The organism is Streptomyces sp. NPDC002032 (assembly GCF_042890765.1).
In the GTDB taxonomy this organism is placed as follows: domain Bacteria; phylum Actinomycetota; class Actinomycetes; order Streptomycetales; family Streptomycetaceae; genus Streptomyces.
Map to the genome: position 1 here is coordinate 31,553 of NZ_JBIASM010000006.1, position 20,512 is coordinate 52,064.

Here is a 20,512-nt window from a genome sequence, read left to right on the forward strand (position 1 = left end):
ACGCGCGGGAGGGCCGCCGCACGGGGTGCGACGGCCCTCACCGGTACGGGGGCGGGTGGCCGGTCAGCCGCCGGCGCCCGTGCTGGTGCCCCAGCTGGTCACTCCGCCGGGCCTGCCGGGCCTGCCGGTGGACGGGGAGGGCTCCCCGGTGGTGCCGCCGGCGGGCAGTCCGCCGTTGCCGCCGTTCCCGTTGCCACCGTTGCCGGCGCCGCCGCGGCCGCCGTTGCCGCCGTTCCCGTTGCCACCGTTGCCCGCGCCGGCCGCCGTCTGCGGGTCGCAGGTGAAGATGTTCCACGGCTTGCAGGACGGCTTGCCGCCGTCGGAGGGGGACGGGGAGACCATCGACGGGGAGGTGGACGGGGAGGTCGAGGGCGAGACCGACGGGGTGGGGGCCGCCGGGGGCGTGGGCTTCGGGGCGCCGGCCGCGTCCGCGACGACGCCGATGTCCTCCGCCTCCGGGAAGTCCTTGCTCGGGGTGCCCTTGAGCGCCTCGCGCATGTACTCGGTCCAGATCACGGCCGGGATGTCACCACCGTGGATGGAGTCGACACCGCCCACGTGGTTCATGGAGAGCAGCTTGCGGTCCTTGCCCTTGGCGTTGGGGTCGTTGCGGAAGAGGGTCACCGAGGTGGACAGCTGCGGGGTGTAGCCGACGAACCAGGCCGACTTGTTCTGGTCGGTGGTGCCGGTCTTGCCCGCGGCGGGCCGGCCGAGCTTCTTCGCCTTCGTGCCGGTGCCGTTCTCGACGACGTTCCGCAGCACCTTGGTGATGTTGTTCGCTACGGCGTCGTCCATGGCCCGGGCCTCCTTCGGGGGCTCGAAGCCGGGCAGGGCCTTGCCGTCCTTCTGGACCGTCTGCACCGAGTAGGGCTCGCGGTGGGTGCCGGAGGCGGCGAAGGTGGCGTACGAGTCGGCCATCCGGATCGCGCTGGGGGTCGAGGTGCCCAGGGCGAAGGAGGCGTTGTCGTTCTTGTCCATCGACTCCTCGAGGATGCCGGTGGACTTCGCGACGGAGCGGACCTTGGTGTGGCCGACGTCGAAGACGAGCTGGGCGAACGGCACGTTGATCGACTGGCGCATCGCCTCGTTGAGGGTCACGTAGCCGTGGGCCTCGGGGCTCTCGTTCTTCTGCTGGAAGGGCTTGCCGTTGTCGTCGAGGAGCGGCTTGCCGTCACGGTTGTTGATGACGGTGAGGTCGTCGGCGTTGTACTTGCTGTCGATCGAGATGCCCGCACCCTTGGAGTTCTGGGTGCCGTACTCCAGGGCGGCGGCCAGGACGTACGGCTTCCAGGTCGAGCCGACGGGGACGCCGGAGGTGTTGGCGTTGTTGGTGAAGTGCTTCTGGTCGAAGCCGGGGCCGCCGTACAGGGCCACGATCGCCCCGGACTTCACGTCCACCGAGGCGGCGCCGAACTGGACGAAGGTGTCGTACTCGGGGCGCTTCTTCTCGTCGAGGAAGTCGTTGCGGGTGTCCTCGACCGCCTTCACGAGCGCGTCGACCTTGGGCTTCTCGAAGGTCGTGCGGATCGTGTAGCCGCCGAGCGCCATCTTCTCAGCGCTGATGTCGCCGGTCTTCATGACGTACGCCTTGGCCACGTCGACGAGGTAGCCGATCTGCCCGGTGAGGCCGCGGCCCTGGGCCAGGTCGACCCGCTCGGGGAAGTCCTTGTACTTGTCCCGCTCGGACTGCTCCATCCGGCCGACGGCGACCTCGCGGTCCAGGACCCAGGCCCAGCGCGCGCGGGCCCGCTTCTCGTTGGCCTCGGGGGTCGCGGCGCTGCCGGCGCCCCCGTCGGGGTTGTAGAGGTTGGGGCCCTTGAGCATGGAGGCGAGGAAGGCGCTCTCGGACGGGTTGAGGTCCTTGGCGTCCTTGCCGAAGTAGGCGCGGGCGGCGGCCTGGATGCCGTAGGCGTCGCGGCCGAAGTAGGCGGTGTTCAGGTAGCCCGCGAGGACGGTGTCCTTCCGCTCGGACACGCCCAGCTTGATCGAGATGAAGAGCTCGGTGACCTTGCGCTTCAGGGTCTGCTCGGAATCCAGGTACATGTTCTTCACGTACTGCTGGGTGATCGTCGAGCCGCCCTGGGTGGAGCCGCCGGAGGCCATGTTGACCACGGCGCGGGCGATGCCCGTCGGGTCGACGCCCTTGTCCGTCTCGAAGGACTGGTTCTCCGCGGCGATCACGGCATTCCGCATCGACAGGGGAATCTGGTCGATGGGCACGATCTGGCGGTTCGTGGAGCCGCCCGTCGCCACCATCTGGCTGCCGTCGGCCCACTCGTAGACGTTGTTCTGGGCCTTGGCGGCCTTGTTCACATCGGGCGTTCCCACACTGGCGATGCCGATGCCCGCGCCCGCGACGATGACCGAGAAGAAGCCGAGCGTCGTGCCTCCGACCAGCTTCCAGGAGGGGACGAAACGCTTCCAGCCCTCCTTCTCGGCGCGCGGGTAGTTGATGAGCCGGCCGCCCTTGCCGCCCTTGCCCCCCTTGCCTCCCGCGCGGCCGCGGCCCGCGGCTCCTCGCTGGGTGGCCCGGCGGGCGTCGGCCCGGCTGCCGGACGCGGACTGCCCCGCGTGCGGTCCGCCGGGCGGAGCGGAGGGCGAAGCGGTGGGCACGTCATGCCCGGGGCCTGAGCCCCGGCCGGGGCGCTGCTGGGCAGCCCGACGGGAGGCGGCGCGGCCGCCACCTTGGGACTGCGGCGGTTTGCGGCGGTGCTCGCTCATCGAACGACTACTCCTCGGGCAGGCGAGTGGCCTGGAAGCGGCAGGTGATTCCGGTTCCCCCGGAGTCTTGCCCGCACAGACTACGCACGGTCAAAACCCAACCAGTGCCGAAGTTCACCCCAAATCAGGCAACTTGCGTCGTACGAATTGGTGATGTGACGCCGGTCACCACGTCACCCCTTGTCGATGCGGGCGGCCCGTTCTATCGTCTGGATGTATCGAGCCGATACATCAGCTCGGCATAAACTCAGGGGCGGAGAGGAGCAGGCGGATGAGCAGGCGCTCAGGCATCCTCGAGTTCGCCGTCCTCGGCCTGCTCCGCGAATCCCCCATGCACGGTTACGAGCTGCGCAAGCGGCTCAACACCTCGCTGGGGGTCTTCAGGGCGTTCAGCTACGGGACCCTCTATCCCTGCCTCAAGACGCTGGTCGCCAACGGCTGGTTGATAGAGGAGCCGGGCAACGCCCCGGAGGACGCCGTCGCCGCTTCACTCGCAGGGCGCCGCGCAAAGATCGTCTACCGGTTGACGGCCGCGGGCAAGGAGCACTTCGAAGAGCTCCTCTCCCACACCGGCCCCGACACCTGGGAGGACGAGTCCTTCGCCGCCCGCTTCGCCTTCTTCGGCCAGACCGAACGAGAGGTGCGGATGCGCGTGCTGGAGGGCCGGCGCAGCCGGCTGGAGGAGCGTCTGGAAAAGATGCGTGCCTCCCTCACCCGCACCCGGGAGCGCCTCGACGACTACACGCTCGAGCTGCAACGCCACGGAATGGAATCCGTGGAGCGTGAAGTGCGCTGGCTGAACGAGCTCATCGAGAGCGAGCGGGCGGGACGGGATCAGAGACGACCCGGTCCGTCCGACGAAACTGCAAAATGAGGTCTGCAGCTCGCAGACCTCGTTCCGAGAACAAACAGGGAGCAACCGGAATGGGTTCGGTTCGCGTAGCCATCGTCGGCGTGGGCAACTGCGCCGCCTCGCTGGTGCAGGGCGTCGAGTACTACAAGGACGCCGACCCGGCGGCCAAGGTCCCCGGTCTGATGCACGTCCAGTTCGGCGACTACCACGTGCGTGACATCGAGTTCGTCGCCGCGTTCGACGTCGACGCGAAGAAGGTCGGCCTCGACCTCTCGGACGCCATCGGCGCCAGCGAGAACAACACCATCAAGATCTGCGACGTCCCCAACACGGGCGTGACCGTTCAGCGCGGCCACACCCACGACGGCCTGGGCAAGTACTACCGCCAGACCATCGAGGAGTCCGCCGAGGCTCCGGTCGACGTGGTCCAGATCCTCAAGGACCGCCAGGTCGACGTCCTGATCTGCTACCTGCCCGTCGGTTCCGAGGTCGCGGCGAAGTTCTACGCCCAGTGCGCCATCGACGCCAAGGTCGCCTTCGTCAACGCCCTCCCGGTCTTCATCGCCGGCACCAAGGAGTGGGCGGACAAGTTCACCGAGGCCGGTGTCCCGATCGTCGGCGACGACATCAAGTCCCAGGTCGGCGCGACCATCACGCACCGCGTGATGGCGAAGCTGTTCGAGGACCGCGGTGTCCGTCTTGAGCGCACCATGCAGCTCAACGTCGGCGGCAACATGGACTTCAAGAACATGCTCGAGCGCGACCGCCTCGAGTCGAAGAAGATCTCCAAGACGCAGGCCGTCACCTCGCAGATCCCCGACCGGGAGCTCGGCGAGAAGAACGTCCACATCGGCCCGTCCGACTACGTCGCGTGGCTCGACGACCGCAAGTGGGCGTACGTCCGCCTCGAGGGCCGCGCCTTCGGCGACGTCCCGCTGAACCTCGAGTACAAGCTCGAGGTGTGGGACTCCCCGAACTCCGCCGGTGTCATCATCGACGCCCTGCGCGCCGCGAAGATCGCCAAGGACCGCGGCATCGGTGGCCCGATCCTGTCGGCGTCGAGCTACTTCATGAAGTCCCCGCCGGTGCAGTACTTCGACGACGAGGCGTACGCGAACGTCGAGAAGTTCATCAAGGGCGAGGTCGAGCGCTAGCCGAACCCGGCGTCCTCAAGGACACCTGGTCTTCGACTGTTCTTCCGCCGAGGGTCCCCGGGCAAATGTGCCCGGGGACCCTCGGCGTGTGTGACCCTTGCCCTCATGCCCGTCGTACGTGATCTGCGCGTACTCCTGCGCCTGCGGGACTTCCGCAACCTGCTCGCCGTACGGCTGCTCTCCCAGGCCGCCGACGGGGTCTACCAGGTGGCCCTCGCCACCTACGTGGTCTTCTCGCCGGAGAAGCAGACCTCGCCCGCGGCCATCGCCTCGGCCATGGCCGTACTGCTGCTGCCCTATTCCGTGATCGGCCCCTTCGCGGGGGTGCTGCTGGACCGGTGGCGGCGCCGGCAGGTCTTCCTCTACGGCAACCTGCTGCGGGCCTTCCTCGCCTGTGTGACGGCCGTGCTGATCGTCGCGCACGTGCCCGACTGGCTGTTCTACGCCTCGGCCCTGTCCGTGACCGCCGTCAACCGCTTCGTCCTGGCCGGGCTCGCCGCCTCCCTGCCCCGGGTCGTCGGGGCCGGCCAGCTGGTCACCGCGAACGCCCTCTCGCCCACCGCCGGAACCCTGGCGGCGACCGCCGGAGGAGGCCTCGCCTTCCTCGTGCGGCTGGGCGTCTCCGACTCCAACGCCCTGGTCGTGCTCCTCGGCGCCGCCTTCTACCTGTGCGCCGGCCTGGCGGCCCTGCGGCTGGCCGCCGGACTCCTCGGGCCCGACCACCCGCCGGGCCGCGTCCACCCCACGGTCGCCCAGGGGGTGGCCCTGACCGTGCGGGGCATGGTCCAGGGCCTCCGGCACCTGGCCGTCCGGCGCGAGGCGGCCCAGGCGCTCACCGCGATGACCCTGATGCGGTTCTGCTACGGCGCCCTCTTCGTCATGCTGCTGATGCTCTGCCGCTACTCCTGGTCGGTCGACGAGGCCGACGGGCTCGCGCTGCTGGGCATGGCGATCGGTGTCTCGGGCGCCGGGTTCTTCGCGGCCGCCGTCGTCACTCCCTGGCTCGTCGGCCGGCTGGGCACACGGGGGTGGATCGTCGCCTGCGCCGCCGGCGCCGCCGTCCTGGTCCCGGCGCTCGGCCTGGCCTTCGCCCCCGGCCCGATGCTCGCCGCCGCGTTCGTCCTCGGTCTCGCCACCCAGGGCGCCAAGATCTCCACCGACACCGTCGTCCAGTCCCAGGTCGACGACGACTTCCGCGGCCGGGTCTTCTCCGTGTACGACGTCCTGGTCAACGTGGCCTTCGTCGGCGCCGCCGCGGTGGCCGCCCTGGTGCTCCCCGCCGACGGCAGGTCGCCCGCCCTGGTCCTGGGCGTGTCCGTCCTCTACGCGGCCACGGCCGCCCTCCTGCACGGGCAGGGGCGCCGGGACGCGCGACGTTTCACGTGAAACATCGCGTGATGTTTCACGTGAAACATGCCCGGCCGGAGCTCAGGCCTGGGTGGCCCACCACTCCTTGAGGGCCGCCACCGCCGCGTCGTGGCCCATCGGGCCGTTCTCCAGACGCAGCTCCAGCAGGAAGGCGTACGCCTTGCCCACCGCCGGGCCCGGGCCGATCTCCAGCACCCGCTGGATCTCGTTGCCGTCCAGGTCCGGGCGGATCGCGTCCAGCTGCTCCTGCTCCTGGAGCTGGGCGATCCGTTCCTCCAGGCCGTCATAGGTCCGGGAGAGCGCGTTGGCCTTGCGCTTGTTGCGGGTGGTGCAGTCCGACCGGGTCAGCTTGTGCAGGCGCCCCAGCAGCGGGCCCGCGTCGCGCACGTAGCGCCGCACCGCCGAGTCGGTCCACTCCCCGTCCCCGTAGCCGTGGAACCGCAGGTGCAGCTCCACCAGCCGGGACACGTCCTTGACCATGTCGTTCGAGTACTTCAGCGCGGTCATGCGCTTCTTGGTCATCTTCGCGCCCACCACCTCGTGGTGGTGGAAGGAGACGCGGCCGTCGCTCTCGAACCGGCGGGTCCGGGGCTTGCCGATGTCGTGCAGCAGGGCCGCCAGCCGCAGGACGAGGTCCGGGCCGTCTTCCTCCAGCGCGATGGCCTGCTCCAGCACGATCAGCGAGTGGTCGTACACGTCCTTGTGCCGGTGGTGCTCGTCGCTCTCCAGCCGCAGCGCGGGCAGCTCGGGCAGCACCCGGTCCGCGAGACCGGTGTCCACGAGCAGCCCGAGGCCCTTGCGGGGGTACGCGGACAGCAGCAGCTTGTTCAGCTCGCCCTGCACCCGCTCCGCCGAGACGATCTCGATCCGGTCGGACATGGCCTTCATGGCCGCGACGACCTCGGGGGCCACCTCGAAGTCCAGCTGGGCGGCGAACCGGGCCGCGCGCAGCATGCGCAGCGGGTCGTCGGAGAAGGAGTCCTCCGGGGTGCCCGGGGTCCGCAGCACGCCGGCGGCCAGGTCCTCCAGGCCGCCGTGCGGGTCGACGAACTCCTGCTCCGGCAGGGCCAGGGCCATGGCGTTGACCGTGAAGTCGCGCCGGACCAGGTCCTCCTCGATGGAGTCGCCGTAGGAGACCTCGGGCTTGCGCGAGGTGCGGTCGTACGCCTCGGAGCGGTACGTCGTCACCTCGATCTGGAAGCCGTCCTTCTGCGCGCCGACCGTGCCGAAGGCGATGCCGACGTCCCACACCGAGTCGGCCCACGGCCGGATGATCTTCAGCACCGCCTCGGGACGCGCGTCGGTGGTGAAGTCGAGGTCATTGCCGAGACGCCCGAGCAGCGCGTCGCGGACGGAACCGCCGACCAGGGCGAGGCGGAAACCCGCCTCCTGGAAACGGCGGCCGAGCTCGTCGGCGACAGGGGCGACCCGCAGCAGTTCACTGACCGCTCGGCGCTGCACCTGACTCAGGGCACGGGGGGTGTCTTCATTGGCGTTCGGCACAACAGAAAAGGGTACGTGGCCCGCCCGGCGGGGGCGTCCTCGTTTCCCGGGCCCCCGTGCCCCGGGGCCACGGACCGCAGCGATCATGTGGAGCAAGGCGCGGCACTCGTGCACAGCGCGCCTCGTTACCATGCGTGGACGCAGAAACGACGACCACTGACACTTCGAGGACGGGCGGGCGCGTGGCCGAGGCGGCAGACATCCAGGGGGCAGCTCCCTCCCCTGCCCGGCGCCGATGGCTGCGGCGGGCGGTCGTCCTGCTCACCGGGACGCCGGTACTGGCCGCCCTGATCTACGCCCCCGCGCCACCGGCCCAGGCCGCCGACAGCTCCGTGGACGTCCAGCTGAACGAGGTGTCCCCCAGCGCTCCGGTCAAGAGCGACACGCTCACCATCTCGGGGACGGTGGTCAACAACGGCCGGGAGACGATCAAGGGCGCCCACGTCGGTCTCCGGGTCGGCCCCATGCTCGGCGACCGCTCCTCCATCGGCGAGGTGGCGGACCGCAAGGGCTTCCGGCCCGGCGTGGACCCGGGGGAGATCGACTCCGCGTTCGCCGTGAAGGTCGACTCACTGCCCTCGAAGGTCGCCCAGCAGTTCACGATCAAGGTGCCGGTCAACAAGCTGGACCTGGGCGCGGACGGCGTCTACCAACTCGGGATCTCCCTGTCGGGTACGACCGACAGCCACCCGTCCGAGCAGGTCCTGGGCATCCAACGGACCTTCCTGCCCTGGCAGCCGGACCCCGCCGCGAAGCGGTCCTCCCTCACCTACGTCTGGCCGCTGATCTCCACCACCCGGGTCAGCGCGGAGACCGGCTCGGACGAGCTCCAGACCCCCGTCTTCCTCGACGACTCGCTCGCCGCCGAGCTGGCACCGGGCGGCCGCCTGGAGCGCATGGTCTCCCTCGGCAAGGACCTCCCGGTCACCTGGGTCATCGATCCCGACCTGCTCACCACCGTCGACGCCATGACCAAGGGGTACCGGGTCCGCAGCCCCGACCCCGACGGCAAGCCCCTCCCGGGCAAGAACAAGGCCGTCGCCGAGCAGTGGCTGAGCGCCCTGGAGAACGCCGTCCAGGGCAAGAAGGTCGTCGCGCTGCCCTTCGCCGACCCGGACCTCGCCTCCCTCGCCCACCACGGCAAGGACGTCTCCGGAACCCTGGGCCAGCTGCGCCCGGCCACGGACAAGGCGAAGCAGGCCGTCGAGACGGTGCTCCACGTCACCCCGTCCACCGACTTCTCGTGGCCGGTGGACGGGGCCATCGACCCGTCGATCGTCAACGTCGCCACCTCGGCCGGCGCGCACAACGTCCTGACCCGCAGCGACAGCCTCCAGGAGACGGGCACCCTCGGTTACACGCCGTCCGCCGCCCGTCCCATCGGCGCCGGCACGACCGCCGTCGTCGCCGACGCCGACCTCTCCACCGCCTTCGAGGGCGACATGGCCCGCGCCGGGGACTCCACCCTGGCCATCCAGCAGTTCCTGGCCCACAGCCTCGCCCTCAACCTGCAGAACAGCGAAGAGCCCCGCAGCTACGTCGTCACGCCCCAGCGCAGGCCCACCGCCAGCCAGGTGGACTCGATGGCCACGGCCCTGCGCGGCCTCCAGGGGGCGCGCTGGACCCAGCCCTCCGACCTGGAGGCGACCGCCGCCGCGAAGCCCGACCCGGGCGCCGCGACCCAGGTCCCCGGCGCGGGCCAGTACCCGGAGGCGCTGAGCAAGCAGGAACTTCCGGTGTCGGCGTTCGAGCAGATCCGTACGACGCAGAGCACCCTCGACCACTTCAAGGTCATCCTCACGGCGCCGGACCGCGTCGAGATTCCCTTCGGGAACACCACGAACCGGGAGATGTCGACCACCTGGCGCGGCCGTGAGGACGACGGCCGCATCTACCGGGACCAGGTCCAGGACTACCTGATCGGACTGGCCGACAAGGTCAAGGTCGTCCCCAAGTCGGACGCCACCCTCTCCGGGCACAGCGCCACCATCCCGGTCAGCGTCCAGAACAGCCTCGTCCAGGACGTCCACAACCTCGTACTGCGCGTGAAGTCCGCCAATCCCACCCGTCTGATGTTCGGCGACAGCGGTGAGGCCGAGCAGGAGGTCACCGTCCAGGGCGGCCACAGCCAGACGGTAAAGTTCACCGCCAACGCCACGGCGAGCGGTCCGGTCGAGGTCACCGCACGGCTCTTCACGAAGGACGGCGTGCCCTACGGCAAGGAACGCAGGTTCACCGTCGAGGCCACCGAGATCACTCCCACCGTCATGCTCGTCATCGCCGGCGGCGTGCTCCTCCTCGTCCTGGCGGGCATCAAGATGTACGCCAGCCGCAAGCGCGTCGCCGCGCGGGCGGTCACCGAGGAGGACACGCAGCCGAGTGACGTGTCCACGGACACCGGACCGCAAAGCGCCGAGGGGTCCGGCCCGGGTGAGACAGTGGACCGTTGAGCGATGCCGTGGCCGTTCGGCCTGGGGACGATGAGGTGGGGTTGCGATGAACGCGCCGTACGACGGTGACCGCGCGCAGGGCACTGGCGGGCCGACGCCCTCCCAGGGCACTGCTCCGGGCACTCCGGTGCCCGGGCAGGTTCCCGCGCCCGCGCCCGCGCCGGACCACGACCCCTATGTCCAGGACGCCTACGACTACGACCCGTACCGGGCGCAGGACCTCTCGGCACAGGACCCCGTCGCCGAGGTCCTCTACGACCGGGCCTCGCACCCCCCGCCCCCGCCCGGCACCTACCAGGAGCCCGGCCCGCTGTACGCGGCCCCGCAGGCGCCCTCGCACGGCCCCGACCCGCGCGTCTGGGCCCAGACCCCGCCGCCCGAGCCCGACGGCCCCTCCCGCCACCTGCCGTACGGCGACCACGCGACGACGACGCAGTTCGTCGGTGTGGACTCGCTCGTGACCAGCGCGACGGACGAGCAGCCCCAGCCCGACGCCTTCACGCACCTCTACCGCGACCAGCAGGCCGCCCCCGGCGCCCCGGCCGAGGAGGCGCCCGTGGCGGCCCCGGCTCCGGCGAAGCCCGCCGGCCGGGCGTCCAGCCTGCTCAAGTCCAGCGCGCTGATGGCGGCCGGCACGATCGTCTCCCGCCTCACCGGCTTCGCGCGCACCCTGGTGATCGCCGGTGCCATCGGCGTCGCCTCCCTCAACGACAGCTACCAGGTCGCCAACACCCTGCCGACGATGATCTACGTCCTCGTCGGCGGCGGCGCCCTCAACGCGGTGTTCATCCCCCAGCTCGTCCGCGCCATGAAGAACGACGACGACGGCGGAGAGGCCTACGCCAACCGGCTGCTGACGCTCGTCGTCGTACTGCTGGGCGCGGTGACCGTCGTCTGCGTCCTCGCCGCACCCCTTTTCATCGGCATGATGTCGCAGAAGATCGCCGACGATCCGCAGCGCCTCGACGTGGCCGTCGCGTTCGCCCACTACTGCCTGCCCACGATGTTCTTCATGGGCGTGCACGTGGTCCTGGGTCAGATCCTCAACGCCCGCGGCCGGTTCGGCGCGATGATGTGGACCCCGGTCCTCAACAACATCATCGTCATCTCCACCTTCGGCGCCTTCATCTGGGCGTTCGGCGGCTTCACGAGCACCGGGGTCACCGAGCAGACCATCACCGCCGAGGGCGTCCGCCTGCTGGGCATCGGCACCCTCCTCGGCCTCGTCGTGCAGTCCCTGGCGATGCTCCCCTACCTGCGCGACGCCGGCTTCAAGATGCGCCTGCGCTTCGACTGGAAGGGTCACGGCCTCGGCAAGGCCGCCGGACTGGCCAAGTGGACGTTCTTCTTCGTCCTCGCCAACCAGATCGGCCTCGTCGTCGTCACCCAGCTCGCCACCTGGGCGGGCGAGATCGCGGACAAGCAGGGCCACGGCGGTACCGGCATCACCGGCTACAACTACGCCCTGCTGCTGTGGCAGATGCCGCAGGCCATCATCACCGTCTCCGTGATGACCGCGGTCCTGCCGCGCATCTCCCGCTCCGCGCACGACGGGGACGCCGCGGCCGTCCGCGACGACATCTCCTACGGCCTGCGCACCTCGGCGGTCGCGATCGTGCCCTGCGCCTTCGCCTTCCTGGCCCTGGGCGTTCCGATGGCGACCCTGCTGTACGCCAGCACCGGCGCCGACGACGCCACCAACATCGGTTACATCCTGATGGCCTTCGGCCTCGGCCTGATCCCGTACTCCGTCCAGTACGTGGTCCTGCGCGGGTTCTACGCCTACGAGGACACCCGGACCCCCTTCTACAACACCGTCATCGTCGCGGCCGTCAACGCGGGCGTCTCCGCGCTCGCCTTCTTCGTCCTGCCCGCGCGCTGGGCCGTCGTCGGCATGGCCGCCGCCTACGGTCTCGGCTACGCCGTCGGCGTCGGCGTGGCCTGGCGCCGCCTGAAGAAGCGTCTGGGCGGCGACCTCGACGGCGCCCACGTGATGCGGACCTACACCCGCCTGATCGGCGCCTGCGTACCGGCGGCCGCGGTGGCGGGCGGCGTGGCCTACGCCATCACGCACTGGCTGGGCAACAACGCCGCGGGTTCCCTCGCCTCCCTGGTCGGTGGCGGCATCGCACTCGGCGCGGTCTTCCTCATCGCCGCGAAGCGGATGAGGATCGAAGAGCTCAACTCGATGGTCGGGATGGTCCGCGGACGTCTGGGTCGCTGATGCGGGCACCCGCTGACGGACCGGACCCCGATCGCGTGTCGTGCGGAGCGCCGGACTGTGGGCACAATTGGCATGGCTTCGCAGACTGGCCGACAGCGCGCAACGGATGGGGAGGCAGGGACGACGGTGGCGGAACGTAGCACGGCTGCCGTCGACGTGGCCGACAACAGCGGCGACGAGCCGCTGGCCGCAGATGCGGCCAAGGCCACGGCCGACGGGGTGGACACCCAGGACGGACGAGCCGCGGACGGACCCATGCCAGAGAAGGACGGCGAACGCAGAAGCGCGGCACCGGCGGCCGCACCCGAACTGCACAGCGGACACAAGCTCGCCCGGCGCTACCGGCTGGAGGAGTGCGTCACCCGTCTGGACGGATTCAGCAGCTGGCGCGCGATGGACGAGAAGCTGCGCCGCGCGGTGGGCGTCCACCTCCTGCCCGCCGACCACCCCCGGGCCCGCTCCGTACTGGCCGCCGCCCGCTCCTCCGCCCTGCTCGGCGACCCCCGGTTCGTCCAGGTCCTCGACGCCGTGGAGGAGAACGACCTCGTCTACGTCGTCCACGAGTGGCTGCCCGACGCCACCGAACTCACCGCCATCCTCGCGGCCGGCCCGCTGGAGCCCCACGAGGCCTATCAGCTGGTCAGCCAGGTCTCCCAGGCCATGGCCGCCGCCCACCGCGAGGGCCTGGCCCACCTGCGCCTGACGCCCAGCGCGATACTGCGCACCTCCACGGGCCAGTACCGCATCCGCGGCCTCGCCGTGAACGCCGCCCTGCGCGGCATCACCAGCGAAACCCCGCAGCAGGCCGACACCGAGGCCATCGGCGCGCTCCTGTACGCCGCCCTGACCCAGCGCTGGCCGTACGAGAACGACGCCTACGGCCTCACCGGCCTGCCCAAGGGCGTCGGGCTGATCGCTCCCGACCAGGTCCGCGCCGGTGTCCACCGGGGCCTCGGCGAGCTCGCCATGCGCGCCCTGGCCAACGACGGGGCCACCGCGTCCCGTCAGGAGCCCGCCTGCACCACGCCGGAGGAGCTCTCCAAGGCCGTCGCGGCGATGCCCCGCATCAAGCCGCCGGAGCCCGCCTTCACCGCCCCGCCCGAGTACCAGCACACCACGTACCAGCAGGGCAGCTACGGCCGGCCCACGCCGATCGGCGCGCCCACCGTCCTGTCCGCCCAGGCCGTCCCGCCGCCGCCCCCGCTGCAGAGCCGCACCGGCCGCGCCCTGAAGTGGAGCGTCGCCGCACTGCTCATCGCCGCCCTCGGCCTGGGCAGCTGGCAGCTCGCGGACACCCTGCTGAACCACAGCAAGCAGGGCAACGGCGACACCACGCGCACCCAGCAGCAGAAGACGGACGACACCCCGGAGAAGAAGGACCCCGTTCCGCTCTCCGTCAAGGGCGCCGCCGAGTACTTCCCGGACGGCAACCCGCAGAACGCCGAAGGGGTCTCCAAGAGCTTCGACGGGGACAAGTCGACCTACTGGCGCACCAAGAGCTTCCTGGACGGCCCCGAGGTCAAGATCAAGGACGGCGTCGGGATCATCTACGACCTCGGTGCGGAGCACGAGGTCAGCGCGGCCTCGATACTGCTGAGGTTCCCCGGGGACCACACCACCCTGACCCTGTACGCGGCCGACTCCATGCACCCGAAGAAGTCGGTCGACGGCATGAAGAAGATCGCGGGGACCACGACCAACGACACCTCCGTGAACCTGACCGCGGAGAACCCGGTCAAGACCCGGTACGTGCTCGTGTGGATCACCGCCATGCCCTCCGCCCCTTACGACGACTTCAGCAACGCCGGGTACAAGCAGGGCCTCACGGATGTGAAGTTCAAGGGCTGACACACACCAGGGGAGGGGCTCACCGTTGGACGAAGCCGCGCACGGGGAACGCAGCGACCGGGAACTCATGGCGCTGCACGTCGACGGGGACCCCCACGCCTTCGGCGAGCTCGTACGCCGTCACCGCGACCGGCTCTGGGCCGTCGCGCTGCGCACGCTCGGCGACCGGGAGGAGGCCGCCGACGCCGTCCAGGACGCGCTCGTCTCCGCCTACCGCGCCGCCCACACCTTCCGCGGCGACTCCGCCGTGACCACCTGGCTCCACCGGATCACCGTCAACGCCTGCCTGGACCGCGCGCGCAAGGCCGCCTCCCGCCGGACCTCACCGCTCGACGACACCGACCGCCTGGAGCGCCTCCTGGAGCCCCACGAGTCCGCCGAGGCCCCCGCGGAGCGCCAGGACCTCCACCGCCAGCTCCTGGCCGCCCTCGGCACCCTCCCGCCCGATCAGCGGGCCGCCCTGGTCCTCGTCGACATGCAGGGGTACCCCGTCGCCGAGGCCGCCCTCGTCCTGGGCGTCCCCACCGGCACCGTGAAGAGCCGCTGCGCCCGCGGCCGGGCGAAACTCCTCCCACTGCTCACTCATCTGCGCTCGAATGCCGGGGATAACACCGCCACGGAGCGGGGAAGGAACCGGACGCCGGGGACGCCCGTCCCACCTGCGGCAGACGCCAGGGATTCCGGCTCCAGGGATCCAGACCCAGACGCTGTGAAGGGCGGAGGTGGACGACCGTGACCCCGACGACCGGCACTGCCGGCACGATCCGGCACCCGGAGGTCTCGGAGATCTCCGACCTCACCGAGGGCCTGCTCTCCCCGTCCCGCAGCACCGAGGTGCGCCGCCACCTCGGGGCGTGCTCCCTGTGCGCCGACGTACGCGCGTCCCTGGAGGAGATCCGCTCCCTGCTCGGCACGCTGCCCGGCCCTCCGCGGATGCCCTCCGCCGTGGCGGGACGCATCGACGCGGCCCTGGCCGCCGAGGCGCTCCTCGACGCCACCGTCTCGCGGGCCGCCGCGCCCGTCGGCGCGCCTCCTGCCGAGAGCGCACCCGAGACCGGGGCCGATGTTTCACGTGAAACATCCGCTGAAGCATCCGTTGAGGCACCGGATGAGACTTCCGCCGGAACATCCGCGCCCGCGCCCGGCCGGAGCGGGGCCCTGCGGCCCACCGGTCACCCGTCCGGGCCAACCGGCCCGGGACGGCGCCGCGCGCGCCGCAGGATCGCGGTGCTCGCCGGTCTGTCCGGAGCCGCCGCCTGCGTGCTCGGCGTCTACCTGTTCGGCGGATTCGCGGGCACCGGCGCGCCCGACAGCGCCACGCACCAGACGTCGAGCGCCGCCCGCTCCCAAGGCAGCGGCGGCTACACGGCCCAGGGCCTCCCGGACTCCGTCCACCGGCTCCTCGCCACGGCGGGCCAGAACCACACCAACAAGACGATGGGGCTGGACAACACCGCCCCCGAGCAGGCTCCCTCCGGCCGGCAGGCCTCACCGGAGCCCGCACCGGTTCCCCCCTGCGTGCTGCGGTCCACCGGCCGCACGGAAACCCCGGTGGCCTCGGAGCGGGGCGACTACGAGGGCACGCCCGTCTACCTCGTCCTCCTCGCGCACCCCGCGGACCCCTCCCTGGTGGACGCGTACCTCGTGCCCGCGGGCTGCGCGGACGATCCGACGGCGCAGGCGCCGGGCAAGCCCCTTCTGACCAGCACGTATCCCCGGAACTGAGGCGCACGGAGGCAGAACCGGGCACGCCTCGACCCGGAGGCGGAGATGTGGGGAATGCGGGCGCCTTAGGATCCGTTGGGTGGGGTGAGAGTCCGCACCGGCCCCCGGTAGGCACCAAGAAGTCCGCAGAGACGAGGAAAGAACCCGTGAGCGACGTACGAAACGTGATCATCATCGGCTCCGGGCCGGCCGGTTACACGGCCGCCCTGTACACCGCACGCGCTTCGCTCAACCCGCTGGTCTTCGAAGGCGCCGTCACCGCGGGTGGCGCGCTCATGAACACCACCGAGGTCGAGAACTTCCCCGGCTTCCAGCACGGGATCATGGGCCCGGACCTCATGGACAACATGCGCGGCCAGGCCGAGCGCTTCGGTGCCGAGCTCGTCCCGGACGACGTCGTCGCCGTGGACCTCACCGGTGAGATCAAGACCGTCACCGACACCGCCGGCACGGTGCACCGCGCCAAGGCCGTCATCGTCACCACCGGCTCCCAGCACCGCAAGCTCGGTCTGCCCAACGAGGACACCCTCTCGGGCCGCGGTGTCTCCTGGTGCGCCACCTGTGACGGGTTCTTCTTCAAGGACCAGGACATCGCCGTGGTCGGCGGCGGCGACACGGCGATGGAAGAGGCGACCTTCCTCTCCCGCTTCGCCAAGTCGGTCACCATCGTCCACCGCCGGGACAGCCTGCGCGCCTCCAAGGCCATGCAGGACCGCGCCTTCGCCGACCCGAAGATCAGCTTCGCCTGGGACAGCGAGGTCGCCGAGATCCACGGCGAGCAGAAGCTCTCCGGCCTCACCCTGCGCAACACCAAGACCGGGGAGACCTCCGAGCTGCCCGTGACCGGCCTCTTCATCGCCGTCGGCCACGACCCGCGCACCGAACTCTTCACCGGCCAGCTCGACCTGGACGACGAGGGCTACCTCAAGGTGGACGCCCCCTCCACGCGCACCAACCTCACCGGTGTCTTCGGCGCCGGTGACGTCGTGGACCACACCTACCGTCAGGCGATCACGGCGGCCGGCACCGGCTGCTCCGCCGCCCTCGACGCCGAGCGCTTCCTCGCCGCCCTCGCCGACGCCGAGCACGCGACCGCCACCGTCTGATCCGCGCTCCATCCCCACACCCCACACCCCGTATCAAGAGGAGGCCGTTGTGGCTCTCAAGACCGTGACCGACGCCGACTTCGACGCCGAGGTCCTGGCCAGCACCAAGCCCGTCCTGGTGGACTTCTGGGCCGAGTGGTGCGGCCCGTGCCGCCAGATCGCCCCGTCCCTGGAGGCCATCGCGGCCGAGTACGGCGACCAGATCGAGATCGTCAAGCTCAACATCGACCAGAACCCGGCGACGGCCGCCAGGTACGGCGTGATGTCGATCCCGACCCTGAACGTCTACCAGGGCGGCGAGGTCGCCAAGACCATCGTCGGCGCCAAGCCGAAGGCCGCGATCCTGCGGGACCTCTCCGACTTCGTCGAGGTCAAGGCCGTCTGACGCGCACCGTGTTTCACGTGAAACGGGGCCGCCCCTCCAGGGGCGGCCCCGTTTCACGCATCCGGCGCCGTTCCGCGCTCACAGCGGTCGCAGCACCGGCTCCTTGCGCGCCCGTGCCCCGCCGAGGAGCCGGTCCAGGGCCAGCTCGACGTCTTCCTTCCACGACAGGGTCGTCCGCAGCTCCAGCCGCAGCCGCGGATGGGCCGGATGAGGACGTACGGTCTTGAAGCCCACCGCCAGCAGGTGGTCGGCCGGCAGCAGGCAGGCGGGCCGCTCCCAGCGCGCGTCGCCGAAGGCCTCGATCGCCTTGAACCCCCTCCGCAGCAGATCCTTCGCGACCGTCTGGACCATCACCCGCCCCAGGCCCTGCCCCTGGTATCCGGGCATGATCCAGGCCGTGATCAGCTGCGCCGCGTCCGAGGAGACCGGACCGGTCGGGAAGGAAGCGGCGCGCGGCACGTAAGCGGGCGGGGCGTAGAGCACGAACCCCACCGGGACCTCGTCCACATAGACCACCCGGCCACAGGACCCCCAGTCCAGCAGGACGGCGGAGATCCACGCCTCTTTCTCCTGCTCCGAGGTGCCCGCCTTCACGGCGGCCCCGCCGCTGACGGGATCCAGCTCCCAGAACACGCAGCTCCTGCAACGCCTTGGCAGGTCCTGGAGGTTGTCCAGCGTGAGCGGTACCAGCCGACGACCCATGACGGCATCGTAACCACTGCACCCCGCATCTTCGAGTGCGGACATCGCCCGAAGAGGCAGGGTGCGGTGACGCTCGGAACTACTCCCCGGAAAGGCCCTGCTCCAGCACCCGGCCCTCGCCCGGCGCCAGGGTTCCCAGGATCCGCTCCAGGTCCTCCATCGAGGCGAACTCGACGGTGATCTTGCCCTTCTTCTGACCCAGGTCCACCTTCACCCGGGTCTCGAAGCGGTCCGAGAGCCGCGTCGCCAGCTCACTGAGCGCCGGAGCCACCCGGGCTCCCGCACGAGGGCCCTTCGGCTTCACCGTGCTCGACGGCCCGGACCCCATCAGCGTCACGATCTCCTCGACCGCGCGCACCGACAGGCCCTCGGCGACGATCCGGTGCGCGAGGCGGTCCTGCTCGTCGGAGTCATCGACGGACAGCAGCGCCCGGGCGTGCCCCGCGGACAGCACCCCAGCGGCCACCCGGCGCTGGACCGGGGGCGAAAGCCGCAGCAGGCGCAGGGTGTTCGTGACCTGAGGACGGGAACGGCCGATCCGGTCCGCCAGCTGGTCGTGGGTGCAGTGGAAGTCCTGGAGCAGCTGGTCGTAAGCGGCCGCCTCCTCCAGGGGATTCAGCTGCGCCCGGTGCAGGTTCTCCAGGAGCGCGTCCAGCAGCAGCTTCTCGTCGTCCGTGGCCCGGATGATCGCCGGGATGCGCTCCAGCCCCGCCTCACGGCAGGCCCGCCAGCGGCGCTCGCCCATGATCAGCTCGTACCGGCCCGGGCTCGCCTGCCGTACGACCACCGGCTGGAGCAGACCCACCTCCTGGATGGAGGTCACCAGCTCCGCCAGCGCGTCTTCGTCGAAGACCTCGCGCGGCTGGCGCGGGTTCGGCGTGATCGTGTCCAGCGGGAGCTCCGCGAACGTCGCTCCCGCCACCGTGTCCGCCTCCGGCCCGGCCTGCTCCGGCAACACCGGCGACGCCGGCACCACGTTCGCCACCGATGTTTCACGTGAAACATCGGCCTGTGCCAGCGCGGCGAGCTTCGCCGCGGCGATGCCCCGCTCCGAGGTCAGTACCGGCACGGCCGACGGCGACGCCGACCCCACGCCGGCCGCCGGTGCCTTCTCCTGGGGAGCCTGGGGGATCAGCGCGCCGAGCCCCCGCCCGAGACCCCTACGTCGGTCACTCATTGGATCCCCTCCGCCATGCTCTGCGTGCTGTTCGCGCCCGAGCCCAAATGGGCGTGCTGGGCGTCGTAATGGATGTCGGCCCCCCGCAGGGCCATCTCGCGGGCCGCCTCCAGGTAGGAGAGGGCGCCGCTGGAACCCGGGTCGTACGTGAGGACGGTCTGTCCGTAGCTCGGAGCCTCCGAGATGCGGACCGACCGCGGGATGCTCGTGCGCAGCACCTCGTTGCCGAAGTGGGTGCGCACCTCGTCCGCCACCTGGGAGGCGAGCCGCGTCCTGCCGTCGTACATGGTCAGCAGGATGGTCGAGACGTGCAGGGACGGGTTCAGGTGGGCCCGCACGAGGTCGACGTTGCGCAGCAGCTGCCCCAGACCTTCCAGCGCGTAGTACTCGCACTGGATCGGGATCAGCACCTCGGCGCCCGCGACCATGGCGTTGACGGTCAGCAGGCCGAGCGAGGGCGGGCAGTCGATCAAGATGTAGTCGAGCGGCTGCTGGTAGGCCTGGATCGCGCGCTGGAGGCGGCTTTCGCGGGCCACCAGGGACACGAGCTCGATCTCGGCGCCTGCCAGGTCGATCGTGGCGGGGGCACAGAACAGCCCCTCCACATCGACCACGGGCTGGACGACCTCCATCAGGGGCCGGCTGTCCACGAGCACGTCGTAGATGGAGGGCACGTCCGCGTGGTGGTCGATGCCGAGTGCCGTCGAGGCGTTGCCCTGCGGGTCGAGGTCGATCACGAGGACCCGTGCGCCGTGCAGGGCCAGCGAGGCCGCCAGGTTCACGGTCGTCGTGGTCTTTCCCACGCCGCCCTTCTGGTTGGCCACCACCATGATCCGGGTCTGCGCGGGCCGCGGCAGAGCGGCACCGGTCCGCCCCATGGTCTCGACCGCGAGCTGGGCCGCCCGGCCGATCGGGGTGTCCTCGTGGTCGTCCTCGTGGTCATCGTTGTCGACGAGGGGCGGAGGCAGGGGGTCCCTCTCCGCGGTGGCTGGGGACGTTCCACGTGAAACATCCTCGCCCGGTGATTCTGAGCGGGGACCGGGGACCGGATCGGCCATCGGCCCCGCGAGGTTGGCGTCGGACCGCACGGTGTCACTCTCCTCGGCAGCGGGCTCGCGATGAACAGAGCCTGCCATGGCACCCGGGTCGCGAACCAGCGGGGCCCGTACTCCTGTGGATGAATCCACCGTTGTGGAAAACTCCGTACCCCCCGCGTCCTTGCGGTGACGGGGGGCGGCAGCGGCACGGCCGCGGCTGATGATTCCGTGCAGCAGAGAGCGATGTTTCACGTGAAAC

General features: G+C 70.7%; 15 protein-coding genes. 10 read left to right on the forward strand and 5 right to left on the reverse strand.

Features of this window, described 5'->3' with window-relative positions:
• Positions 1-63 precede the first annotated feature (63 nt).
• Positions 64-2,721 (reverse strand): transglycosylase domain-containing protein, encoded by a 2,658-nt coding sequence (locus ACFYYT_RS16100; RefSeq protein WP_351822142.1) that lies wholly within the window; start codon positions 2,719-2,721, stop codon positions 64-66.
• A 271-nt stretch (positions 2,722-2,992) separates the two neighbouring features.
• Here ACFYYT_RS16100 and ACFYYT_RS16105 point away from each other — a divergent pair, with 271 nt between their 5' ends.
• From ACFYYT_RS16105 to ACFYYT_RS16115, 3 genes are all read left to right on the forward strand, one after another.
• Entirely contained in the window at positions 2,993-3,595 is a 603-nt protein-coding gene (locus tag ACFYYT_RS16105) for a PadR family transcriptional regulator (protein WP_351822139.1), read from the forward strand.
• A 50-nt stretch (positions 3,596-3,645) separates the two neighbouring features.
• Positions 3,646-4,728: an inositol-3-phosphate synthase gene (locus tag ACFYYT_RS16110; protein ID WP_351822136.1), complete on the forward strand. Its 1,083-nt coding sequence runs from the start codon at positions 3,646-3,648 to the stop codon at positions 4,726-4,728.
• A gap of 105 nt (positions 4,729-4,833) precedes the next feature.
• Positions 4,834-6,114, forward strand: a complete 1,281-nt coding sequence (locus ACFYYT_RS16115) for an MFS transporter (protein ID WP_351822134.1) — start codon at positions 4,834-4,836, stop codon at positions 6,112-6,114.
• A 42-nt stretch (positions 6,115-6,156) separates the two neighbouring features.
• Here the strand turns inward: ACFYYT_RS16115 and ACFYYT_RS16120 are convergent, their stop codons facing one another.
• Positions 6,157-7,599, reverse strand: coding sequence for a CCA tRNA nucleotidyltransferase (locus tag ACFYYT_RS16120; protein WP_351822131.1), 1,443 nt, complete (start codon positions 7,597-7,599; stop codon positions 6,157-6,159).
• A 182-nt stretch (positions 7,600-7,781) separates the two neighbouring features.
• Between ACFYYT_RS16120 and ACFYYT_RS16125 the strand changes: the two genes are divergently transcribed.
• From ACFYYT_RS16125 to trxA, 7 genes are all read left to right on the forward strand, one after another.
• A complete protein-coding gene (locus tag ACFYYT_RS16125; protein WP_351822124.1) occupies positions 7,782-10,049 on the forward strand; it encodes a DUF6049 family protein in 2,268 nt (755 codons plus the stop codon).
• A gap of 46 nt (positions 10,050-10,095) precedes the next feature.
• The gene (gene murJ, locus ACFYYT_RS16130) at positions 10,096-12,273 is read left to right on the forward strand and encodes a murein biosynthesis integral membrane protein MurJ (protein WP_351822121.1); all 2,178 of its coding nucleotides are present in this window, start codon (positions 10,096-10,098) and stop codon (positions 12,271-12,273) included.
• A gap of 126 nt (positions 12,274-12,399) precedes the next feature.
• Positions 12,400-14,121, forward strand: a complete 1,722-nt coding sequence (locus ACFYYT_RS16135) for a protein kinase family protein (RefSeq protein WP_351822118.1) — start codon at positions 12,400-12,402, stop codon at positions 14,119-14,121.
• 25 nt (positions 14,122-14,146) lie between these two features.
• Positions 14,147-14,857, forward strand: coding sequence for an RNA polymerase sigma factor SigM (sigM, locus tag ACFYYT_RS16140; protein ID WP_351822115.1), 711 nt, complete (start codon positions 14,147-14,149; stop codon positions 14,855-14,857).
• Positions 14,854-15,846 (forward strand): hypothetical protein, encoded by a 993-nt coding sequence (locus ACFYYT_RS16145; RefSeq protein ID WP_351822112.1) that lies wholly within the window; start codon positions 14,854-14,856, stop codon positions 15,844-15,846. Before sigM ends, ACFYYT_RS16145 begins: the two co-directional genes overlap by 4 nt.
• Positions 15,847-15,992: 146 nt before the next feature.
• The gene (trxB, locus tag ACFYYT_RS16150; protein WP_351822110.1) at positions 15,993-16,952 is read left to right on the forward strand and encodes a thioredoxin-disulfide reductase; all 960 of its coding nucleotides are present in this window, start codon (positions 15,993-15,995) and stop codon (positions 16,950-16,952) included.
• Between the two features lie 49 nt (positions 16,953-17,001).
• A complete protein-coding gene (gene trxA / locus ACFYYT_RS16155) occupies positions 17,002-17,337 on the forward strand; it encodes a thioredoxin (RefSeq protein WP_351822107.1) in 336 nt (111 codons plus the stop codon).
• Between the two features lie 78 nt (positions 17,338-17,415).
• Here trxA and ACFYYT_RS16160 read toward each other — a convergent pair whose 3' ends face one another.
• From ACFYYT_RS16160 to ACFYYT_RS16170, 3 genes are all read right to left on the reverse strand, one after another.
• Positions 17,416-18,039, reverse strand: coding sequence for a GNAT family N-acetyltransferase (locus ACFYYT_RS16160; protein WP_351822105.1), 624 nt, complete (start codon positions 18,037-18,039; stop codon positions 17,416-17,418).
• Positions 18,040-18,118: 79 nt separating this feature from the next.
• A complete protein-coding gene (locus ACFYYT_RS16165) occupies positions 18,119-19,216 on the reverse strand; it encodes a ParB/RepB/Spo0J family partition protein (RefSeq protein WP_351822102.1) in 1,098 nt (365 codons plus the stop codon).
• The gene (locus ACFYYT_RS16170) at positions 19,213-20,352 is read right to left on the reverse strand and encodes a ParA family protein (RefSeq protein WP_351822099.1); all 1,140 of its coding nucleotides are present in this window, start codon (positions 20,350-20,352) and stop codon (positions 19,213-19,215) included. Before ACFYYT_RS16170 ends, ACFYYT_RS16165 begins: the two co-directional genes overlap by 4 nt.
• Positions 20,353-20,512 lie beyond the last annotated feature (160 nt).

Coding starts and splice junctions, on each gene's coding strand:
- ACFYYT_RS16170 (WP_351822099.1), bottom strand. CDS start 20,352: ATGGCAGGCTCTGTTCATCGCGAGCCCGCTGCCGAGGAGAGTGACACC.
- murJ (WP_351822121.1), top strand. CDS start 10,096: ATGAACGCGCCGTACGACGGTGACCGCGCGCAGGGCACTGGCGGGCCG.
- ACFYYT_RS16100 (WP_351822142.1), bottom strand. CDS start 2,721: ATGAGCGAGCACCGCCGCAAACCGCCGCAGTCCCAAGGTGGCGGCCGC.
- ACFYYT_RS16110 (WP_351822136.1), top strand. CDS start 3,646: ATGGGTTCGGTTCGCGTAGCCATCGTCGGCGTGGGCAACTGCGCCGCC.
- ACFYYT_RS16105 (WP_351822139.1), top strand. CDS start 2,993: ATGAGCAGGCGCTCAGGCATCCTCGAGTTCGCCGTCCTCGGCCTGCTC.
- ACFYYT_RS16115 (WP_351822134.1), top strand. CDS start 4,834: ATGCCCGTCGTACGTGATCTGCGCGTACTCCTGCGCCTGCGGGACTTC.
- ACFYYT_RS16165 (WP_351822102.1), bottom strand. CDS start 19,216: ATGAGTGACCGACGTAGGGGTCTCGGGCGGGGGCTCGGCGCGCTGATC.
- ACFYYT_RS16160 (WP_351822105.1), bottom strand. CDS start 18,039: ATGGGTCGTCGGCTGGTACCGCTCACGCTGGACAACCTCCAGGACCTG.